General features: G+C 57.1%; 20 protein-coding genes and 1 tRNA gene. 3 read left to right on the top strand and 18 right to left on the bottom strand.

All coding sequences use genetic code 11. The annotated features are described in order from the left end of the window. Positions 1 to 76: 76 nt before the first annotated feature. The gene (locus tag Q675_RS20260; protein WP_022991209.1) at positions 77 to 778 is read right to left on the bottom strand and encodes a Bax inhibitor-1/YccA family protein; all 702 of its coding nucleotides are present in this window, start codon (positions 776 to 778) and stop codon (positions 77 to 79) included. A gap of 263 nt (positions 779 to 1,041) precedes the next feature. On the opposite strand from Q675_RS20260, the gene Q675_RS20255 reads away from it, so the two are divergent. After that, positions 1,042 to 1,132: transfer RNA gene (locus tag Q675_RS20255), tRNA-Ser, on the top strand. A 281-nt stretch (positions 1,133 to 1,413) separates the two neighbouring features. On the opposite strand, the gene Q675_RS20250 is transcribed toward Q675_RS20255, so the two are convergent. The 7 genes from Q675_RS20250 to Q675_RS20220 are packed head-to-tail and all read right to left on the bottom strand — an operon-like array spanning position 1,414 to position 6,245. Continuing rightward, the gene (locus tag Q675_RS20250) at positions 1,414 to 2,367 is read right to left on the bottom strand and encodes a biotin-dependent carboxyltransferase family protein (protein ID WP_023010306.1); all 954 of its coding nucleotides are present in this window, start codon (positions 2,365 to 2,367) and stop codon (positions 1,414 to 1,416) included. Continuing rightward, positions 2,364 to 3,047, bottom strand: coding sequence for a 5-oxoprolinase subunit PxpB (gene pxpB, locus Q675_RS20245; RefSeq protein ID WP_023010305.1), 684 nt, complete (start codon positions 3,045 to 3,047; stop codon positions 2,364 to 2,366). Before pxpB ends, Q675_RS20250 begins: the two co-directional genes overlap by 4 nt. After that, positions 3,044 to 3,784 carry a 5-oxoprolinase subunit PxpA gene (locus tag Q675_RS20240; RefSeq protein WP_023010304.1) on the bottom strand — a complete coding sequence of 247 codons (741 nt, stop codon included), beginning with the start codon at positions 3,782 to 3,784 and terminating at the stop codon, positions 3,044 to 3,046. The genes pxpB and Q675_RS20240 overlap by 4 nt, the downstream gene beginning before the upstream one ends. 19 nt (positions 3,785 to 3,803) lie before the next feature. After that, entirely contained in the window at positions 3,804 to 4,916 is a 1,113-nt protein-coding gene (gene hemH, locus Q675_RS20235; RefSeq protein ID WP_023010303.1) for a ferrochelatase, read from the bottom strand. Positions 4,917 to 4,939: 23 nt separating this feature from the next. Continuing rightward, positions 4,940 to 5,368: a TIGR01244 family sulfur transferase gene (locus Q675_RS20230; RefSeq protein WP_014421421.1), complete on the bottom strand. Its 429-nt coding sequence runs from the start codon at positions 5,366 to 5,368 to the stop codon at positions 4,940 to 4,942. Next, entirely contained in the window at positions 5,349 to 5,804 is a 456-nt protein-coding gene (locus Q675_RS20225; RefSeq protein WP_031210549.1) for a YeeE/YedE family protein, read from the bottom strand. The genes Q675_RS20230 and Q675_RS20225 overlap by 20 nt, the downstream gene beginning before the upstream one ends. Positions 5,805 to 5,807: 3 nt before the next feature. Continuing rightward, on the bottom strand, positions 5,808 to 6,245 hold the full coding sequence (locus Q675_RS20220; RefSeq protein WP_023010302.1) for a YeeE/YedE family protein: 438 nt from the start codon (positions 6,243 to 6,245) through the stop codon (positions 5,808 to 5,810). A gap of 343 nt (positions 6,246 to 6,588) precedes the next feature. Between Q675_RS20220 and Q675_RS20215 the strand changes: the two genes are divergently transcribed. Continuing rightward, on the top strand, positions 6,589 to 7,008 hold the full coding sequence (locus tag Q675_RS20215; RefSeq protein WP_011784979.1) for a phasin family protein: 420 nt from the start codon (positions 6,589 to 6,591) through the stop codon (positions 7,006 to 7,008). 3 nt (positions 7,009 to 7,011) lie between these two features. Here Q675_RS20215 and Q675_RS20210 read toward each other — a convergent pair whose 3' ends face one another. The 10 genes from Q675_RS20210 to Q675_RS20165 all read right to left on the bottom strand — a co-directional run bounded on the left by Q675_RS20210 (position 7,012) and on the right by Q675_RS20165 (position 15,469). Beyond that, positions 7,012 to 7,641, bottom strand: coding sequence for a TetR/AcrR family transcriptional regulator (locus tag Q675_RS20210; RefSeq protein ID WP_023010301.1), 630 nt, complete (start codon positions 7,639 to 7,641; stop codon positions 7,012 to 7,014). An 18-nt stretch (positions 7,642 to 7,659) separates the two neighbouring features. Continuing rightward, positions 7,660 to 8,472 (bottom strand): exodeoxyribonuclease III, encoded by an 813-nt coding sequence (gene xthA, locus Q675_RS20205; protein ID WP_023010300.1) that lies wholly within the window; start codon positions 8,470 to 8,472, stop codon positions 7,660 to 7,662. Positions 8,473 to 8,550: 78 nt separating this feature from the next. Continuing rightward, positions 8,551 to 9,291, bottom strand: coding sequence for a hypothetical protein (locus Q675_RS20200; protein ID WP_023010299.1), 741 nt, complete (start codon positions 9,289 to 9,291; stop codon positions 8,551 to 8,553). Beyond that, positions 9,288 to 9,812 carry a DUF2878 domain-containing protein gene (locus tag Q675_RS20195; protein WP_023010298.1) on the bottom strand — a complete coding sequence of 175 codons (525 nt, stop codon included), beginning with the start codon at positions 9,810 to 9,812 and terminating at the stop codon, positions 9,288 to 9,290. Before Q675_RS20195 ends, Q675_RS20200 begins: the two co-directional genes overlap by 4 nt. Continuing rightward, a complete protein-coding gene (locus Q675_RS20190; protein WP_023010297.1) occupies positions 9,809 to 11,083 on the bottom strand; it encodes an SAM-dependent methyltransferase in 1,275 nt (424 codons plus the stop codon). The genes Q675_RS20195 and Q675_RS20190 overlap by 4 nt, the downstream gene beginning before the upstream one ends. Then, complete coding sequence (locus Q675_RS20185; RefSeq protein ID WP_023010296.1) at positions 11,071 to 11,973, bottom strand: DUF1365 domain-containing protein; 903 nt, start codon at positions 11,971 to 11,973, stop codon at positions 11,071 to 11,073. Before Q675_RS20185 ends, Q675_RS20190 begins: the two co-directional genes overlap by 13 nt. A 2-nt stretch (positions 11,974 to 11,975) precedes the next feature. Beyond that, a complete protein-coding gene (locus Q675_RS20180) occupies positions 11,976 to 13,241 on the bottom strand; it encodes an NAD(P)/FAD-dependent oxidoreductase (protein ID WP_023010295.1) in 1,266 nt (421 codons plus the stop codon). A gap of 25 nt (positions 13,242 to 13,266) precedes the next feature. After that, positions 13,267 to 14,049, bottom strand: coding sequence for an SDR family NAD(P)-dependent oxidoreductase (locus tag Q675_RS20175; protein WP_023010294.1), 783 nt, complete (start codon positions 14,047 to 14,049; stop codon positions 13,267 to 13,269). After that, positions 14,046 to 14,516 carry a nuclear transport factor 2 family protein gene (locus Q675_RS20170; protein ID WP_023010293.1) on the bottom strand — a complete coding sequence of 157 codons (471 nt, stop codon included), beginning with the start codon at positions 14,514 to 14,516 and terminating at the stop codon, positions 14,046 to 14,048. The genes Q675_RS20175 and Q675_RS20170 overlap by 4 nt, the downstream gene beginning before the upstream one ends. Then, on the bottom strand, positions 14,513 to 15,469 hold the full coding sequence (locus Q675_RS20165) for an acyl-CoA desaturase (protein WP_023010292.1): 957 nt from the start codon (positions 15,467 to 15,469) through the stop codon (positions 14,513 to 14,515). Before Q675_RS20165 ends, Q675_RS20170 begins: the two co-directional genes overlap by 4 nt. Before the next feature lie 8 nt (positions 15,470 to 15,477). Between Q675_RS20165 and Q675_RS20160 the strand changes: the two genes are divergently transcribed. After that, positions 15,478 to 16,503, top strand: a complete 1,026-nt coding sequence (locus Q675_RS20160) for an NAD(P)/FAD-dependent oxidoreductase (RefSeq protein WP_023010291.1) — start codon at positions 15,478 to 15,480, stop codon at positions 16,501 to 16,503. Positions 16,504 to 16,507: the final 4 nt, after the last annotated feature.

Raw genomic sequence — 16,507 nt, 5'->3', positions numbered from 1 at the left:
ACCCTGCAAGTGTACCTAAAGCAAAAACCCCGGCATAGGCCGGGGTTTTCTCAAGGCATTGGACTGAGTGTACTGATCAGTCTTCGCCGCTGAACGCAGACAGCAGGTGCAGCAGGCTGACGAACAGGTTGTAGATGGACACATACAGGCCCACAGTAGCGATGATGTAGTTACGCTCGCCACCCTTGATGATCTGGCTGGTTTCGAAAAGGATCATGATCGAAGCGAAGATCGTGAAGCCTGCGGAAACGGCCAGGTGCAGAGCAGAACTCTCCATGAAGAACGCCAGCAGCATGGCGCCAATCAGCACGAATGCGCCAGCGGTCAGGAAGCTGGACAGGAAGCTGAAGTCCTTCTTGGTGATGATAGCGGTTGCGGACAGGCCCACGAACGCGACGGCCGTCAGCGTCAGTGCCTGAGCAACAATCTGCGAGGCGCCGGCAGCAACAAACGCACCGATGATCGGGCCAAGGGTGTAACCCATAAAGCCGGTCAGTGCAAAGGTGGTGACGATGCCCCAGGGGCTGTTCTTCAGTTTATAGGTGGCGAACAGCAGGCCGATGTAGCCCACGATGGTAATCAGGAAGCCCGGGTGCGTGCCATTCATGTTCAGGAACGCAGTCACGGCTGAAAACGCCAGGGTCATACCGAGCAGCATGTAGGTGTTACGCAACACCTTCATGGCGTCGTCGCTGATACCTGCCGTAGCGCGACTGGTCTCGCTGGCCGGCGAGTAGGCCGCCTGGTTGTTCTGAACGCCGAAACGTCTGTCTTCCATTGTCATCTCCGTTTAGTGCTTTAGTGCAACTGGATACTGTAGACCATCATAATGTCGAAACCGCAACTTTCAATCATTTACGACAGAGAAACACCAAATGGATTCCATTAAAACGCGGTAATCTTGTCTAAGCTCTGACCAGAAGCCACGGAATTTGCTTTGTTTTTCTTGCAGGGCGTTGACAGAGGGGGCAAATCCGGTATCATTCCTCCCGCTGTCGACAAGGCAGCAAGCCGAAGCGTTTCCTGATGCTTCGACAAGACGGTGGGCTGGCAGAGTGGCTGAATGCAGCGGTCTTGAAAACCGCCGACGGTTAATAGCCGTCCCGGGGTTCGAATCCCTGGCCCACCGCCATTTTTCTTCTTGTTTTTCCTCTCGATACCCCAATATCCTGGTTACACCAATCCCCCGTTGGATTCCAAACGCCACGCTTCATATCCGGGAGATTTCATCCATGGCTGAAGAACCCGAAAGTCAGGAACAGTCAGATCGCAAAAACCGCCGCTTCGCCGTGTCAGCCAATCGAGGCAGGGCGAGCCATCGCGTGCGTTATGTCGAGACGGGTGGCGCGGCCGTGGATACGGAAGAGTGCACCTTTTGTCAGACCGTTCCCGACCTTGCACATGCCGGGGGAATTAAAGCCACTCAAGTGCCTGGCCATTCTGACACCAGCGAGTGTTCTGGTAGTGAAGCTCAAAAAGCCGACGCTGATTCTGCGCCGTAGCCAGATCGCATAATTCAAACCAGATACGGTCACCGGGTAGTTGCTGAGCCAGGCGGCTGCAATCCAGCGTTGGTACGACACCGGGCTTGGGGTACCCTCCAATCGTCTGGCCATCGCTCAGCAGTACGATAGGCTGACCGTCGCCGGGAATCTGAACGGATCCGTGTGTAATACCTTCGGAGATGATGCCGGGAGGAGGGGAGTCCATGGCCGCGCCCTGAAGCCTGAAACCCATACGGTCGGATTGATCACTAACGGTGTAGCTGCTGGTTGTCAGTCGCAGGATATCTGAACGCTGAAACTGAGCGTACTGATAGCCCGGTATCAGGCCGATAACCACCTCTGAACTGAAATCAGGGCGCTGGTGTACAGGCACTTCCCGGCTCTGCACTTTTCGTTGCGCTTCCCGTGGTAACAGGTTATCTCCGCGCTTTATCGGGCCCCGGCCCGCGAGCTTTTCCCGAACAACCACGGTGCGACTGCCGAACTGCTCCGGTGAATCCAATCCTCCCGCCACGGCCAGGTAGATAAGCCGGTTATGAGCCGAGTGGCTGATGGTCAGCTCGTCGCCGTCATTCAGGTTCAAGGTTCGCCACAGTTCAACCGGTTCACCGTTCACGGTGACGCTGGTTCTGGCGCCGGTGATGGCAATCTGGAGCGCACCGTGGGCAATGGCGCGGAATCCCCCTAACATGATTTCCAGGCAGGCCGCATGGCGAGGATTGTCCAGCAGTTTGTTGGCCCAGGTAAAGCTGATCATATCAAGGGCGCCGCCTGCGGCCAGCCCGTGGTGGCGATAACCTCGGCGACCACTGTCCTGCACAGAACTTTGCACGCCGGGATGAATGACCTCCAGCCAGCTCATGAAATGAGCTCCCCACCGGCGGCCAGAAAGGCCTCCCGGCTGATGGGGGTAAAGCGCACCCGATCGCCCACCTTGAGGAGCGACAGGTTCGTTGGATCAAAAAAGCGTGTCGGGCAGCGGCCAATCAGCTGCCAGCCGCCCGGAGAAACCTGCGGGTAAACTGCTGTCTGCCGATTGGCAATGCCAACGCTTCCGGCGGGTACCTGTTTGCGAGGAGTGGTTTTCCGGGGTGCGGCGATGCTGGGGTCAACCTGCCCCATAAAGGCGAAGCCGGGGGCAAATCCAAGCGCATGCACCCGGTATTCAACCGAGCTGTGTCGACGAATCACTTCCTCGCAATCCAGGCCGCTTTCCGAGGCCAGCCACTGCAGGTCAGGCCCGGTCTCGGCACTGTAATACACCGGCAGTTCCACCAGGCGGCTTTTCAATTCCGCCGTGTGCGCCTGTGTGCTCAGCCTGTGAATGATGAGCCTGAGTTCGGCGGTTACCTGCCGGAAATCGATGAGCATGGGGTCGTACACCACCATCAATGTGGTGTATGAGGGCACCATATCCACCAGCCAGTGAAAACCCGCACGCCAAATGTTGTCGACGAGGTTGGCAATGCGGGCAGGCAGGGCGTCATCGATGGCCTGGGCCAGGGTAATCAGGATGGCATCTTCCGAAACCGCCTCGATCATCGGCCGGATTTACCGAGCGCCTGGCGGATGGCTTTGATTGCGTCGAGCGCGGCGTCATTGTCGCCATGTACACACAGGCTGTCGGCCGGAAGCTCAAGCCAGTTGCCGGTGGTACTGAATACGCCGCCCTTTTCCGCAAAGGACTGCGCCTGGCCAACGATGATGTCCGGATTCTCGTGTACGGCGCCGGCCTGGCGCCGGGAAACCAACTGGCCTTCGTCATCGTAGGCGCGGTCTGCAAAGGCTTCCAGCAGCAGGGGCAGGCCAACGTCGGCCGCCATCTGCTGATGTTCGCGGTAATTACTGGTGACCGGAATCATCAGTGCCAGATCGGTCCGGAAGGTGCGTACGGCCTCCATCACGGCGCGAAGCAATCTATTGTCCCGCATCATGTCGTTATTCAGGGCGCCATGGGGTTTGACGTAGCTTAGCGTCAGGCTTTCACTGCGGCACATGCCTTCGAGCGCCCCGAGCTGATAAAGCATCAGGGCTTCGATTTCTTCCGGCGTGTGGTGAATCGAGCGCCGGCCGAAGCCGGGCAGGTCGTGATAGGACGGGTGAGCGCCAACCGCAACGTCATGGGCAGCTGCCAGTGCCAGTGTTTTGCGAATCACCATAGGGTCTGCGGCGTGAAAGCCACAGGCCACGTTGGCCATGTCGATCAGAGGCATAACCAGGTCATCCTGGCCCATTTGCCAGACGCCGTAGCTTTCCCCCAGATCGCAATTCAGTTTCATGGCGCTGTCCTGTCTCTCCTCAGATGTCACTGCGGCCAGGGAAGGTGGCCTGTTTGCGCTCTTCCGCCAGTCTGGCCCGCTGTTCCAGGGACTCCGGCGAATTCTCGGAAATACCCCATCCCTGCAGATTTTCCTCAACCAGTTTCACGAGGGCATCGATGTGCCCCGGAGTCGCGTTCAGGCAGGGAATATAGCTAAAGCCTTCGCCGCCGGACTCCATAAAGTATTCGCGGTTTTCCTCGTTAATCTCCTCGATGGTTTCCAGACAATCGGCGGAGAAACCAGGACAGAACACATCGATCGACTTTACCCCTTTTCCGGGCAGTGCTTTAAGGGTTTCGTCGGTATAGGGTTGCAGCCATTCCTCCCGCCCGAACCGGGACTGAAAGGTAGTCATGTACTGGTCTTTACCAAGGCCAAGGCGCTCCGCCAGTAACCGCGATGTCTTGTGGCACTCGCAGTGGTACGGGTCGCCCTTCAGCAGGTATTTCAGCGGCACGCCGTGGTAGGAGAGAATCAGTTTTTCCTTGCGGCCATGCTCAGCCCAGTGCGCTTCAATATGCCGCGCCATAGCTTCGATGTACGGCGGGAAATCGTGGTAATGGGAAACAAACCGGAAATCGGGCAGCCAGCGCCGCCGGGTAAAGTCTTTTGAAATTGCATCAAACGTTGAGGCCGTGGTTGAGGCCGAATACTGAGGATAAAGCGGAAGCACCAGCAGCTTGCGCACGCCCTGTTGTTGCATCTCCTCCAGTACCCGGGGGATGGAAGGGTTGCCATAACGCATGGCGAAACCTACCACCACATTGGTGCCGAAGCGCTGTTTCATGGCCTCACGGATACCCTCAGCCTGTTTCGCCGTGTGAATCAGCAGGGGAGAACCCTCCTTTTCCCACACACTGGCATAGGCTTCCGCACTTTTCCGGGGGCGGATGCGGAGAATGACGCCGTGCAGAATCAGCCACCACAGGGGGCGCGGTACCTCGACAACCCGCGGATCCCAGAGGAATTCCGCGAGGTATTTCCTCAGGGCGGGAGTAGTAGGTGCGTCGGGGGTTCCAAGGTTGGTGATCAGCACACCGAGCCGGTCCGGCTCATTGTGGCGGTAGTTATCGATCCCGTTGTAAGGCATTGAGACGTTCCGTGAGGTGAAAATTAACGCTTGCCGGCCTGCTGCATCAGGCGGGGAATAAGCCCGGTAATGTCGTAACCTGCATTCCGTGCCCGGGACAGGATTTCCTCAGGCTGGTGGTCGCGGGCACTGCTCAGGGCCCATAGTACCGTACAGCGGGTGCCGGAACGACAGAAGGCTAGTACGGGTTTCTCGGCATCACGGATCATGGGCGCGAAACGTTCGACGTCCTGGTCGGTAATATTGCCAGACTCAACCGGCATGTAGACCCATTCAAGGCCCTCTGCTTTCGCTGCGGCCTCAATGTCGGCCATGGCCGGTTGGCCGTATTCTTCATGGTCGGGCCGATTGGCGACCAGGGTCCGAAACCCCAGCCGCGCAATTTCGGCGACGTCCTCAATAGCGATTTGTGGCGCTACGGAAATACTGTCATCAATTTTTCTGATATCCACGCGTGTCTCCCAACGACGGTCGTTTAATCCGCTCGATCACTTCGAATGCCATCATACCGGCCACCATGGACGCAACAAAGACCACGGCCTTGATTTCTCCGGCACCAAGAGCCACCAGGGCGGGCCCTGGACAAAAACCGGCAATGCCCCAGCCAATACCGAACATCATGCTGCCAATAACAAGTCTGGGCTCAATACGGTTGTTCGCCGGCATTTTCATGGTGAATCCGAGGAACGACAGGGTACGCCTGCGCGCCACGGCGAAAGCGACCAGTCCGACGATGATTGCGCCTCCCATCACGAAAGCCAGTGAAGGGTCCCAAAGCCCGGCGATATCGAGAAAACCAAGCACTTTTTCCGGATTGGCCATACCCGATACCATGAGCCCCAACCCGAAAATCAGTCCTGCCAGAAGTGAGGTGACAGAGTACTTCATCATTCAGACTCCCATCAGGTGGCGAATTACGAACACCGTTAAAAATCCTGTTGCCATAAAACTCAGGGTTGCGACCAGTGAGCGAGGCGACAGACGAGACAATCCACAGACACCATGCCCGCTGGTGCAGCCTGAGCCGTAGCGAGTGCCTATACCCACCAGCAATCCGGCAACGATCAGGGCTGGATAACCTGCGTCAACCTGAATGGGTGGAAGTTCAGAAAACAGCAGCCACAGGCTTGGGGTGCCTACAAGCCCGGCGAGAAAAGCCACCCGCCAGAGTATATCGCGGCGAGCAGGCACCAACAGGCCACCCAGTATTCCACTTATTCCTGCAATGCGGCCGTTCAAAAGCAGGAAGCTTGCAGCGGCGAGGCCGATCAGCAGGCCGCCGGTCAGTGCAGCGCCAGGGGTAAACTGGCTCCAGGCAATATCAATCATTCATAGACTCCTGCGAGATATCGGTTTTGGAATAAACATATAATGGGGAGAAATAATAACAAAAAAAGCCCGGCAGGGAATGCCGGGCAGAGGCGTGCGAGTAGTATCCATGAAAGACTTCCAGACAAACCGACATCAACAGGGATGCCGGTATTGGGAAGTATTGACCATAATTTGAACAGTTCAAGTGAGAGGCGCTTTCGTTTGAAAACATTTTTTCATATTGCATCAGTGGTTATACTGCGGCCTTTCGTTATGCGGTTCTCAGGGCCACCACTGCAATCCGGCCCCGGCTGTAATACAATGACACCTACCGCTAATGCCCGACTCCCATGAGGTATGCATGTCTGAGCACGACGACAAAAATCCTGAAAATGATCCGCAGCTGGCGGGCAAGATCAAGGATTCCGCCCGGCAAATCTGGCTGGCTGGGCTTGGCGCCTACACCAAAGCGGAAGAGGACGCCGGCAAGTTCTTTGATCGTCTGGTTCAGGAAGGCGAACAGCTGGAGAGCAAAACCCGGGGTGTGGTCGAGAAACAGATCCGGACCGTGGAAGATCGGGTAGGCGAGGTTCGTGAGCGGGCCACCGGGACCTGGGACAAACTCGAGCATATGTTCGACCAGCGGGTTTCGGGCGCGCTCCGTCGCCTCGGCATCCATCGTCGGGAAGAAATCGAAGCTATGGAGCGCCGTATCGAGGCATTGGAAAGTGAGCTGTCCAGGCTGCGCGGTCAGAACACTGCGCGCGACGAGGAAGAATAAGCTCTAGAGATAGGTCCGGCTGGTGAGCCGGATCTGTTCCTGTTCTTCTTCGTTCAGGTAGGGAAGCAACAGGTGCAACATCTGATAGACACCGCGGCCCGGGTCCACTGACTCCCGGTCATCCAGATGCGAAAGCGTGTCGAAGCTACTCCAGTAACACACCGTCAGGGTAAGCTGCTCACACACCGAAGCCAGTTCATCCGAACCGATGTTCATGATGCCTTGCCGGCGAAAACTCTCACACAGCGTGTTGAACGCCAATTCCTTCTTTTTGAGAATCCTGCGAAATCGAACCTGAAGCTGATCGTAACGGGACAGGACATTGACCAGATCCTGGTACAGGAAACGGTAGCGGGCCACGGCTTCAAACAGCAGATGCAGGAAGAAGCTGAACTGGTCCATGGACACGTCTGCTTCCTCGGGCACCGCCAGAAGATCCAGCATCTCTGCCTCATAGGCCCGGAACAATTCCTCAACGATATCGCCTTTGCTTTTGAAGTGGTAATACAGGTTGCCAGGGCTGATCTCCAGCTCATCAGAGATCAGCAGAGTGGTGACGTTGGGCTCCCCAAGGCTGTTGAACAGCAGCAGGCTGGTGTCGAGGATCCGATCCCTGGTTTTGACTTTCTTCATCCGTAATGGCCTGGTCAATCAGAGGTCGAATGAGGCCCACACCGGGCAGTGATCGGATGGTCGCTCCATGGCCCGGATATCGTAGGACACTCCTGCTGCTTTTGCCTTGGGCAGGAGGCTGTCACTGGCCATGATCAGGTCAATGCGCAGGCCTCGCCTCGGGTCACGCTCAAAGCCTTTGCTGCGATAGTCAAACCAGCTGAAGGTGTTGGCTTCGTCCGGGTGCAGATGGCGGAATACATCGGTAAAGCCCCGTTGTTCAACCTGCCCAAGCCATTCCCGCTCTTCCGGCAGGAAACTGCATTTTCCCGAACGCAACCAGCGTTTTGCATTGTCGGCGCCAATGCCGATGTCGCGGTCTGTGGGCGATATGTTCATGTCGCCCATTACCATAATATGGCCGGGTTTCTTGGCCAATTCGTCCAGGTAGGCCATCAGGTCGGCGTAGAACTTTTCCTTGGCAGGAAACTTTACAGGGTGGTCCCGGCTTTCCCCCTGGGGGAAATAACCGTTGATGACGGTCAGGGGCTCGCCGTTAACGGTGAAATGGCCGGTAATCAGGCGCCGCTGGGAGTCTTCACCATCGGAGGGGTAGCCTTTGAGAACCTCTTCCGGCTCCGCGCGGGATAACAGGGCAACACCGTAGTGGGTTTTCTGGCCATGAAAGTGAACGTGATAACCGAGCTCGCGAATGGCCCCGACCGGGAATTCCTCATCAGTGACCTTGGTTTCCTGAAGACCGATGACATCCGGATTAAGCTGCTGAATCACGGCTTTGAGCTGATGCAGGCGGGTGCGGATACTGTTCACATTGAACGACACAAACATCATGGGCGCAGAATCTCCGGAAAAATTTTTTCGGAGTTTAACACACCCCAGGGCGGGTGCCGTCTGGCAGCTGCGACCAGATTACCGTGTCAGTTCACAATCCGGTAAGCGGGCAACCTGATAGCGAATGTGGGCGATGTGGTTGGATTCGGCATCTTGCCGGATGTTGGTTAACCCCAGATAGTCGGTCAATGCACCGTCTGAGTTGTACCCCAGCACGATAGGGTCAACGAGAACCCGTAACAACAGGCTGGTGGGGCGGATCTGCACGGTCAGGTCTGCGTCCACCTTGACGGAGGTGGCTGGCTCGAGAACAAAACCGTAGTGCTCCCCCCGGGTGGGCGCCAGAAACCGGAACTCCACTGATTCGCCTTGCCGGATACGTTCCCAGTTGGCCCGGACAAAGTAGTCAAACCCTGAATCCACCACCAGCTGCTGGTCGAACGGCACCGTGAATTCTCGAGTCTCGCCCGTTGGCTCCTGCCAGGCAATACTGAGAGCCTGCTCCTGCGGGTAGGTGATGGTTAACGCTTCACCGAATGCTGGCTGGCGGAACTCTACCCGGGGCCGAAACGCGGAGTTATTGTAAGACAGCGATTTACTGGCGAATGCGTCTCCGCTTTCCGGATTCCGGTAGGAAACCTGGTGGTCAACCGGGTCAAAGACGCCTTCGGAACACGTGCCTTCGATTCGATGATCCTCCTGGTAAAGCACCTTCCCATCCTGTTTGGCCGTACCTGAAAATTCAAATACCTGGCCAGACACGGGGGATGCGGCTGCTGTCAGGAGTAGGGTAAGGAACGTCGAACCAGCGAGTTTCATGTTTCCAGCTCCGCGTACAGGGCCTTGCGAATGAACAGCAGCAAAGGAAACAGGACGAACCAGCCGACGGCCATGGCGACCAGGGAAAGTGTCAGGTCCGGCAGCGCCACTATACCGAGCTGGCTGGCGGACCAATAGGCAAAGGGGCCGGCAATGGGGGCCAGAGCCCACGGCAGCCACTGGCGCTGGCTGATCCAGCCCAGGGAATGGCACAGGGTGGTCATGAAGATGGTCCAGATCGCGATGAGCCAGGGCGGGGCAGCCAGCACCTCTTTTCCGGAATCCAGGGCCAGCACCCCGGTTCGGAACCAGAGTGTATCCATCAATCCGCCGAGCACCACGCCAAAGCCAATAAACTGCAGTTCGGAAAACCGCCGTTGACTGACCAGAGCAAGATGCAGGCCCAGGAACACCAGGATCAGCCCCACCGTAGCTAGCCCGGGGTACAGCACGCAGGCCAGCCAGCCTGCCTGGAACAGTATAAAGTTCAGCAGGTTACGGGCTGTTTTTGAAGTGATCATACACTCAGAATGTTCGCGCGTTTGTTGGCCGGCTTGGCCATGACCAGATGGGCAACGCCAATTGCCCGCTCGCTGAAGCCAGCTTCGCAGTACGCGAAATAGAAATGCCACAGGCGCTGGAAGGCCTGGTCGTATCCCAGCTGTTCCAGTTCCTGACGGCACACCATGAACCGATCACACCAGTCCCTCAGCGTTCGGGCGTAGTGAAAGCCGAAGTCTTCGGCATGGGTCAGTACCAGGTCTGAGCCCCGGTTCATAGAGCCAAGAATAGCGCCAAACGATGGGATAAAGCTGCCGGGGAAAATGTAACGCTGGATGAAATCCACATTCTTCAATGCCCGGTGGTAACGCTGTTCCGGCATGTTAATGGCCTGAATCAGCGCCAGGCCATCCGGCTTCAGCAGGTGGCTGATTTGGGACAGGTAGCTGTCCAGGAACTGGGGGCCAACGGCTTCGATCATCTCGATGGACACCAGTTTGTCGAACTGTCCCTGCAGATCGCGGTAGTCGTCAAACAACAGCGTAATCCTGTCTTCCAGACCTTCCGCTTTCACTCGCGCCTGGGCCAGCTCCAGCTGCTCCCTGGAAATGGTGGTTGTGGTGACATGGCAGCCAAAGTGTTTGGCGGCGTGAATGGCAAAGCCACCCCAGCCAGTACCGATTTCCACCACCCGGTCCTCCGGCCTCAAATCCAGCTTCCGGCAGATGGTATCCAGCTTGTGAACGGCCGCTTCTTCCAGGGTTGCATCCTCGCGGGGGTAAATGGCGGAGGAATACATCATGGTCGGGTCCAGGAACAGGCGGAACAGGTCATTGCCCAGATCGTAGTGGGCGCTGATGTTCTTGCGGGAGCCTTCCGGGGTGTTGCGGTTCAGCCAGTGCAGCGCCTTGAGCGCAGGTTTGCTGATCCAGGCAAAGCGGTCTTCGAACCGGTTCATGGTGTCGATATTACGGGTAAAAAACCGGAGCAGGGCGGTCAGGTCTGGTGAGCTCCAGTCACCTGCCACGTAGGATTCAGCAGCACCGATGCTGCCACCGGTCACCAGATCCCGCCAGGTGCTGTGATTGTGGATTACCAACTCGGCCTGGGGATAGCGTTCATCGCCATCACCGAATACAAGGTCCTGTGCACCTGCCTCCCTGATCACAAGCTTGCCATGACCAAGCTGCGCCAGCTGCTGGCAAACCAGGCTCTTTGCGACACGGCTGATCAACGAAAGCCCCGTGTTTCCAGTGCGCTGGTGTTCAACCGAGGTGTTCAGGTTCTCCATGAGCTTACCCTTCCTGCCGAATCAAATGCGTTGTCTTGTTGCGCCGGTGCTTTTTCCGTTACGTCCAGCCCCAGATCTTCGATACCGCGCTGGTAGGCGCTGTCGGTTGCATCGAGTTTGTCCGGGTGGGTGTAAAAGGGTGCCCCTTTGAGTTTCAGCTTCAGGGCATTCCAGTAAATACCGGCAATGCCTTTGATGGTTTCCAGGGGAAACCGTCTCAGGCTCCTGTGCAGGGTTTTACGATCAAGAGGGGTGCGTTGGACTACCAGCGTGGCATCAAAATGCTTGCGGCCTTCCTCTTCCACATTCATGTGAACGCGCATGTCCTTGCCGCGAAAACTGAACAGCCACTGGTAGTGCTGGTTCATGCCGTTAAATGGCGACACGTGGAAGCGTTTGCTGAAGGCAAAACGCTCGGTATGCCAGGCGCTATCGGAGCCTGGCCCTGGCTGGATGCACTCCATGCAGTACACATGGCGCTGCTTCCAGGGTGTATTGGTTATCTGGGCGACGATCACTCTGGGTATGGCGCCTGCTTCCGGCCTGCAGCCCCTTTCATAGCAAAGGTAAAAGCTGACCGGATTGAAAATGTAGCCAAGATAGCGTGGGTGGGTAACCAGTTCTATTGGCCCGTCCGGTGCCCAACCAGTGGCGCTTTTAACGCGGTTGAATACGGCCTGGCGCAGGCTGGGCACTTCCGGGTCAAGGTAATCCCGCCGGTAGAGCCCCAGCCAGTTAAAACGTTCGAGGGAAAAAAACGGGCTGGTTCTGGTTACCGTGGACCAGTCGTCAAGGTCGAGGGCGAGCATTCCGATGCTGTAGCTGAATTCATGCTGGACCGGTAGCTTGCGCCGATGCCTTATGGTGCCTTCGAGCCATTCACTGGCCATAATCAGAGCTCCACCCCGAACGCCCGGGTAACCCTCAGTGCGCTGCGCACACCGTCTTCGTGAAAGCCATTGAACCAGTAGGCACCGCAAAAGTGGGTGCGGTTCCGGTTACCGATGTCATCGTAACGCTCCTGTGCGGCAACGGCGTCCAGTGTGAAGACGGGGTGATCGTATTCAAACCGTTTGATCACTTTTTCCGGATTAATATCCCGACTGCGGTTCAGGGTGACGCAAAAGGTTTCCGGAGCGTCGTCGAAGTTCTGAAGAACGTTCATGTTGTAGGTTACGGAAACCGGTTGCGTGCTGTGTTCCGGGATCATGTAATTCCAGGCGGCCCAGGCCAGACGGTTCGAGGGCAGTACGCTGGCGTCCGTGTGCAGAACCACGTCGTTCTTCTGATATGCGATGGCTCCGAGGATGCTTCTCTCATCGTCAGTGGCGTCGTCCAGCATGGCCAGGGCCTGGTCACTGTGGCAGCCGAAAATGACCTGGTCAAAACGATGTTCCTGTCCGTTGGCCGTTAGGGTAACGCCCTCGTCATCCCGTTTTACCGAAGTTACCGGGCTGTTCAGATGGATACGTTCGCCCAGCTTGTCCATCATCCGGTTTACGTAGGTAGCCGAACCTCCGGAAATCACTCGCCAGGTGGGCCGGTCATCCACGGATAACATGCCGTGGTTGTTAAAGAACTGCAGGAAAAACCGGATTGGGAACTGTTCCAGCACAATCTCCGGCGCAGACCAGATAGCCGCACCCATGGGGACAATGTAGTAGTTTCGGAAGTACCGGCTGTAGCCGTTGCGGTTCAGGTATTCCCCGAGTGTCTCGCCATCCGGAATGGTGCCTGCGGCCAGGTCGGCCCGGGTTTCCTTGTTGAACCGGAGAATCTCCCGGATCATTTTCAGGAAATTCAGATTAAACAGATTCCGGCGCTGGGCGAACAGGGTGTTCAGACTGGTGCCGTTGTACTGCAGTCCACTGGCATGGCAGTCCACGCTGAAACTCATGTTGCTCACTTCAGAGGCCACCCCGAGCCGATCCATCAACTTGATGAAGTTGGGGTAGGTCCAGTCGTTGAACACAATAAAACCGGTATTCACCGGCCAGGTGCGACCACCAGCTTCAACCTGTTCCGTGTTGGTGTGGCCTCCGGCATAGTCGCCGGCTTCAAACACATGCACATCGTGCTTGTCGGCCAGCAGCCAGGCGGCTGTTAAACCTGATACTCCAGCGCCAATCACGGCAATTCGCTGACGTTCCTGATTCATGCAAGGTATTTCCTGTGGTCAAACTTCAATGATCGGTTTTACGGGCCATGGAGGCGGCCATGCGGTCGATGACTCCCTGGGGCAGGGCGGCTAGCAGCTTCAGGGACCAGGTAAAGCGTTTCGGGAACGCGATTTCGTTCCGGCCTTTCTCAAGCCCGGTGCGAATTCGTCGAGCCGCATCCCCGGCTGAGATGATGAACGGCATGGGAAAATCGTTTCGGTCCGTCAATGGCGTTTTGACAAACCCCGGGGATACCACCACCACCCGAATCCCCTCGGCCGCCAGATCGGCTCTCAGTGACTGTGCAAAATAGGTAAGCGCCGCCTTGGAGGCGCCATAGCCCTCGGCCCGCCCGAACGGAAACCACCAGGCCGAAGAACTCACAATCACCAGAGTAGCCGGCTTGCCTTTGGCGCGGGTCGCACGCAGAGCCGGCAGGGCAATATCCAGGCAGCGCGCCGTGCCGATCACGTTGGTGGTCACGTTGTTGGCAATGACATCGCTGTTGTATTCCGCCACTTCCAGATACTCACAGGTACCGGCGTTCAGAATGACCATGTCCAGGTCGCCAAAGTGGTCAAGCTGCGACTTGACCCCCTGCAAGTCATTCTTGCTGGTGGTGTCCGCAGCGGCGGCGGCTATCTGGTTCGGGAAGGTTTGCAACAGCTCATCCAATGGCTCCTGCCGGCGGCCGGTCACAATCAGTTTGTGACCGGCACCGGCGAGTTCGTGAACCAGCGCTTCGCCAATACCGGATGAGGCGCCGGTTAACCAGATGTTGCTGGGTGATGACAGCAATTGGCTCATCCCGCCTGCTCCTTTACCCAACGAATCATCCGGCCCAATACGGGCAGGTTTTCATACAATAGCTGGCCGGCGTCGAAATAGTCCCGGTGATACCGCACTTTCCCGTCCCGGATTTCCAGGTGGCTGATGCCTTCTACAAACACCGGCTTGCCGCCGCGAACACGCTTGTGTTGAAGTTCCATCACCCAGGGCAGGCTGCACCAGCATTCCTGAATGACGGGTTCATGGAAACGGAACTGGCAGCGGATAACGTTGCCGTAGGCGCTCGCCATGTATTCGGTCAGCTGATCAAGGCCATGTACCCGACCAAAAGGATCCTGAAACTCGATATCCTCGCCGTATACCTGCTGGAGCTTGTTGAGATTGCCTTTGTCGAGCGCGTTATACAGCGAACAGAAACGGTCCAGTACCACGGGCAATCCTGAATCCGGTGCCCCGACTTCAATGGCAGAGGCAGACGTCGTCATGAGCGGTTCCTCCTCTTGTTGTCCAGTTCCCGGGTTTCTTTCTGGATATGAGCCGGAATCGGATTAAGATCCCAGATAATGCCCAGCTTGGAAAGCAACCACAGGCCATACCAAGTCACATCAATTTCGTACCAGCGGAAACCCTGGCGTACCGATTGCGGCCAGCGGTGGTGGTTATTGTGCCAGCCCTCGCCCAGGGTGATCAGAGCCAGCCAGAAATTGTTGCGGCTGTCGTCATCGGTCTCAAACCGTCTTTTACCCCAGACGTGTGACAGGGAGTTGATCGAAACCGTTGCGTGAAAAAGCACCACGGTTGATATGAAGAAACCCCATACCAGGAGCTGAAGCCCGTTGGTGCCGAGCTCGGGCGCCCACAGGGCCAGTGCCTCGCCAAACAGGTAAATAGCAACCGCGAACGCAGCGGGTATTAGAGAGTCAAAACGGTTGATGAACCTGAGTTCCGGGAATTTCAGCCAGTCGCGCACCCTGCGTTCATCCATCGCAAAGCCCGCATCACAGGTGAACCATCCCATATGGGACCACCAGAACCCGCCCTGGTGTGGTGAGTGCAGATCCTGCTCATTGTCCGAGTGCTGGTGATGATGCCGGTGGTGCGCGGCCCACCACAAAGGACCCCGCTGGGCCGCGCTGGCCCCCAGAATGGCAAACGCGAACTGTGCAGGCCGGCTGGTTTTGAAGGTTTTGTGGGAGAAATAGCGATGGTAGAAGCCCGTGATCGCGAACATCCTTACCAGGAAGAATGCAACGGCAAAAACCACTGCGAAGGTACTGACACCGGTGTAAAGTGCCAGCAAACAGGCAAGGTGGAGAGCGATGAAGGGAAGGACTCGTACCCAGTTAAAGGTGCGGGAGTCCGTATCCAGGTGATCTGATCCAGCTTCGGAATCGAACCATCTCAGAATGTTTGTTAACCAACTATTTACTCGGGTCATATACAACCATGCGTGAAGTAACATCAGACACCACATCAATACGCAGCATCGCGGTTATTGGTTCAGGGCTGGCGGGGCTGACGGCTGCAATTCTTCTTGGCGATTCGGGCCATAATGTCCGAGTATTCGAGAAAAGTCGCGGCCCCGGTGGTCGTCTGGCGTCCAAGCGCGTAGCGAACGGCTCCGCCGATATCGGCGCGCAATACTTCACTTCCCGCAATCCCGGCTTCACCCGGTTTCTGGATCGCTGGGCCGGGCCCCAGAGCTACCAGAGCTGGAATGCCCGGTTCGGCTATCAGACGGAAGGGGGCAGCTGGCAGGCGTTTCCGGAGGAACACCGGTTTGTTGGTACTCCGCGAATGACGGCCATTTCCCGGGCTCTTTCTGAACACATTACGCTGGCATCCGGTGTTCGAATCGTCCGATTGTCGAAAGAAGATTCGAAATGGCAGCTCACCGGTAGCGATGGGCAGCACTACGACGGCTTTGATCAGGTCGTGATCACGGCGCCACCGGCGCAGGCTCAGGAACTATTGCGGGACAGCGGGCTTGATGCGATGGCGGAAGGGCTGGCTGGACACGTGGGTAATATCCTGCCGTGCTGGGCGGTAGCTGCCCATTTTAATCGCTCCGTTGATTTCCCGTTCGATGCTGCGCGCCCCAACTCGGACGTGTTGTTCTGGGTGGCCAACAACTCCTCCAAACCCGGCCGCGAAGACGAGGGCCAGTGGTGGGTGCTGCACGCTAACCCCGAGTGGACACATCAGCACGTGGATGACGCTCCGGAAAGCATTGCTGAAGCTCTGCTGGCGGAATTCAAGGCACTGGCCGGGCATGAAGAGGCTCCGGATGACTGGGTACCTCATCGTTGGCTGTACGCACGGTCGGAAGCCGCCGATAACCCCGGCTATCTTTTCGACCAGAATACTGGCATTGGTCTGGCAGGCGACTGGCTGGCGGGCGGCCGGGTTGAAGGCGCCTGGGAAAGTGCCTCGCAACTGGTGCAGGTGATGGCCGACAGCCCTGAACAGTAATCTG

The sequence above is a fragment of the Marinobacter sp. EN3 genome (assembly GCF_000475315.1).
Lineage (GTDB): Bacteria > Pseudomonadota > Gammaproteobacteria > Pseudomonadales > Oleiphilaceae > Marinobacter > Marinobacter nauticus.
This window is presented reverse-complemented; position numbering and strand designations above follow the sequence as displayed.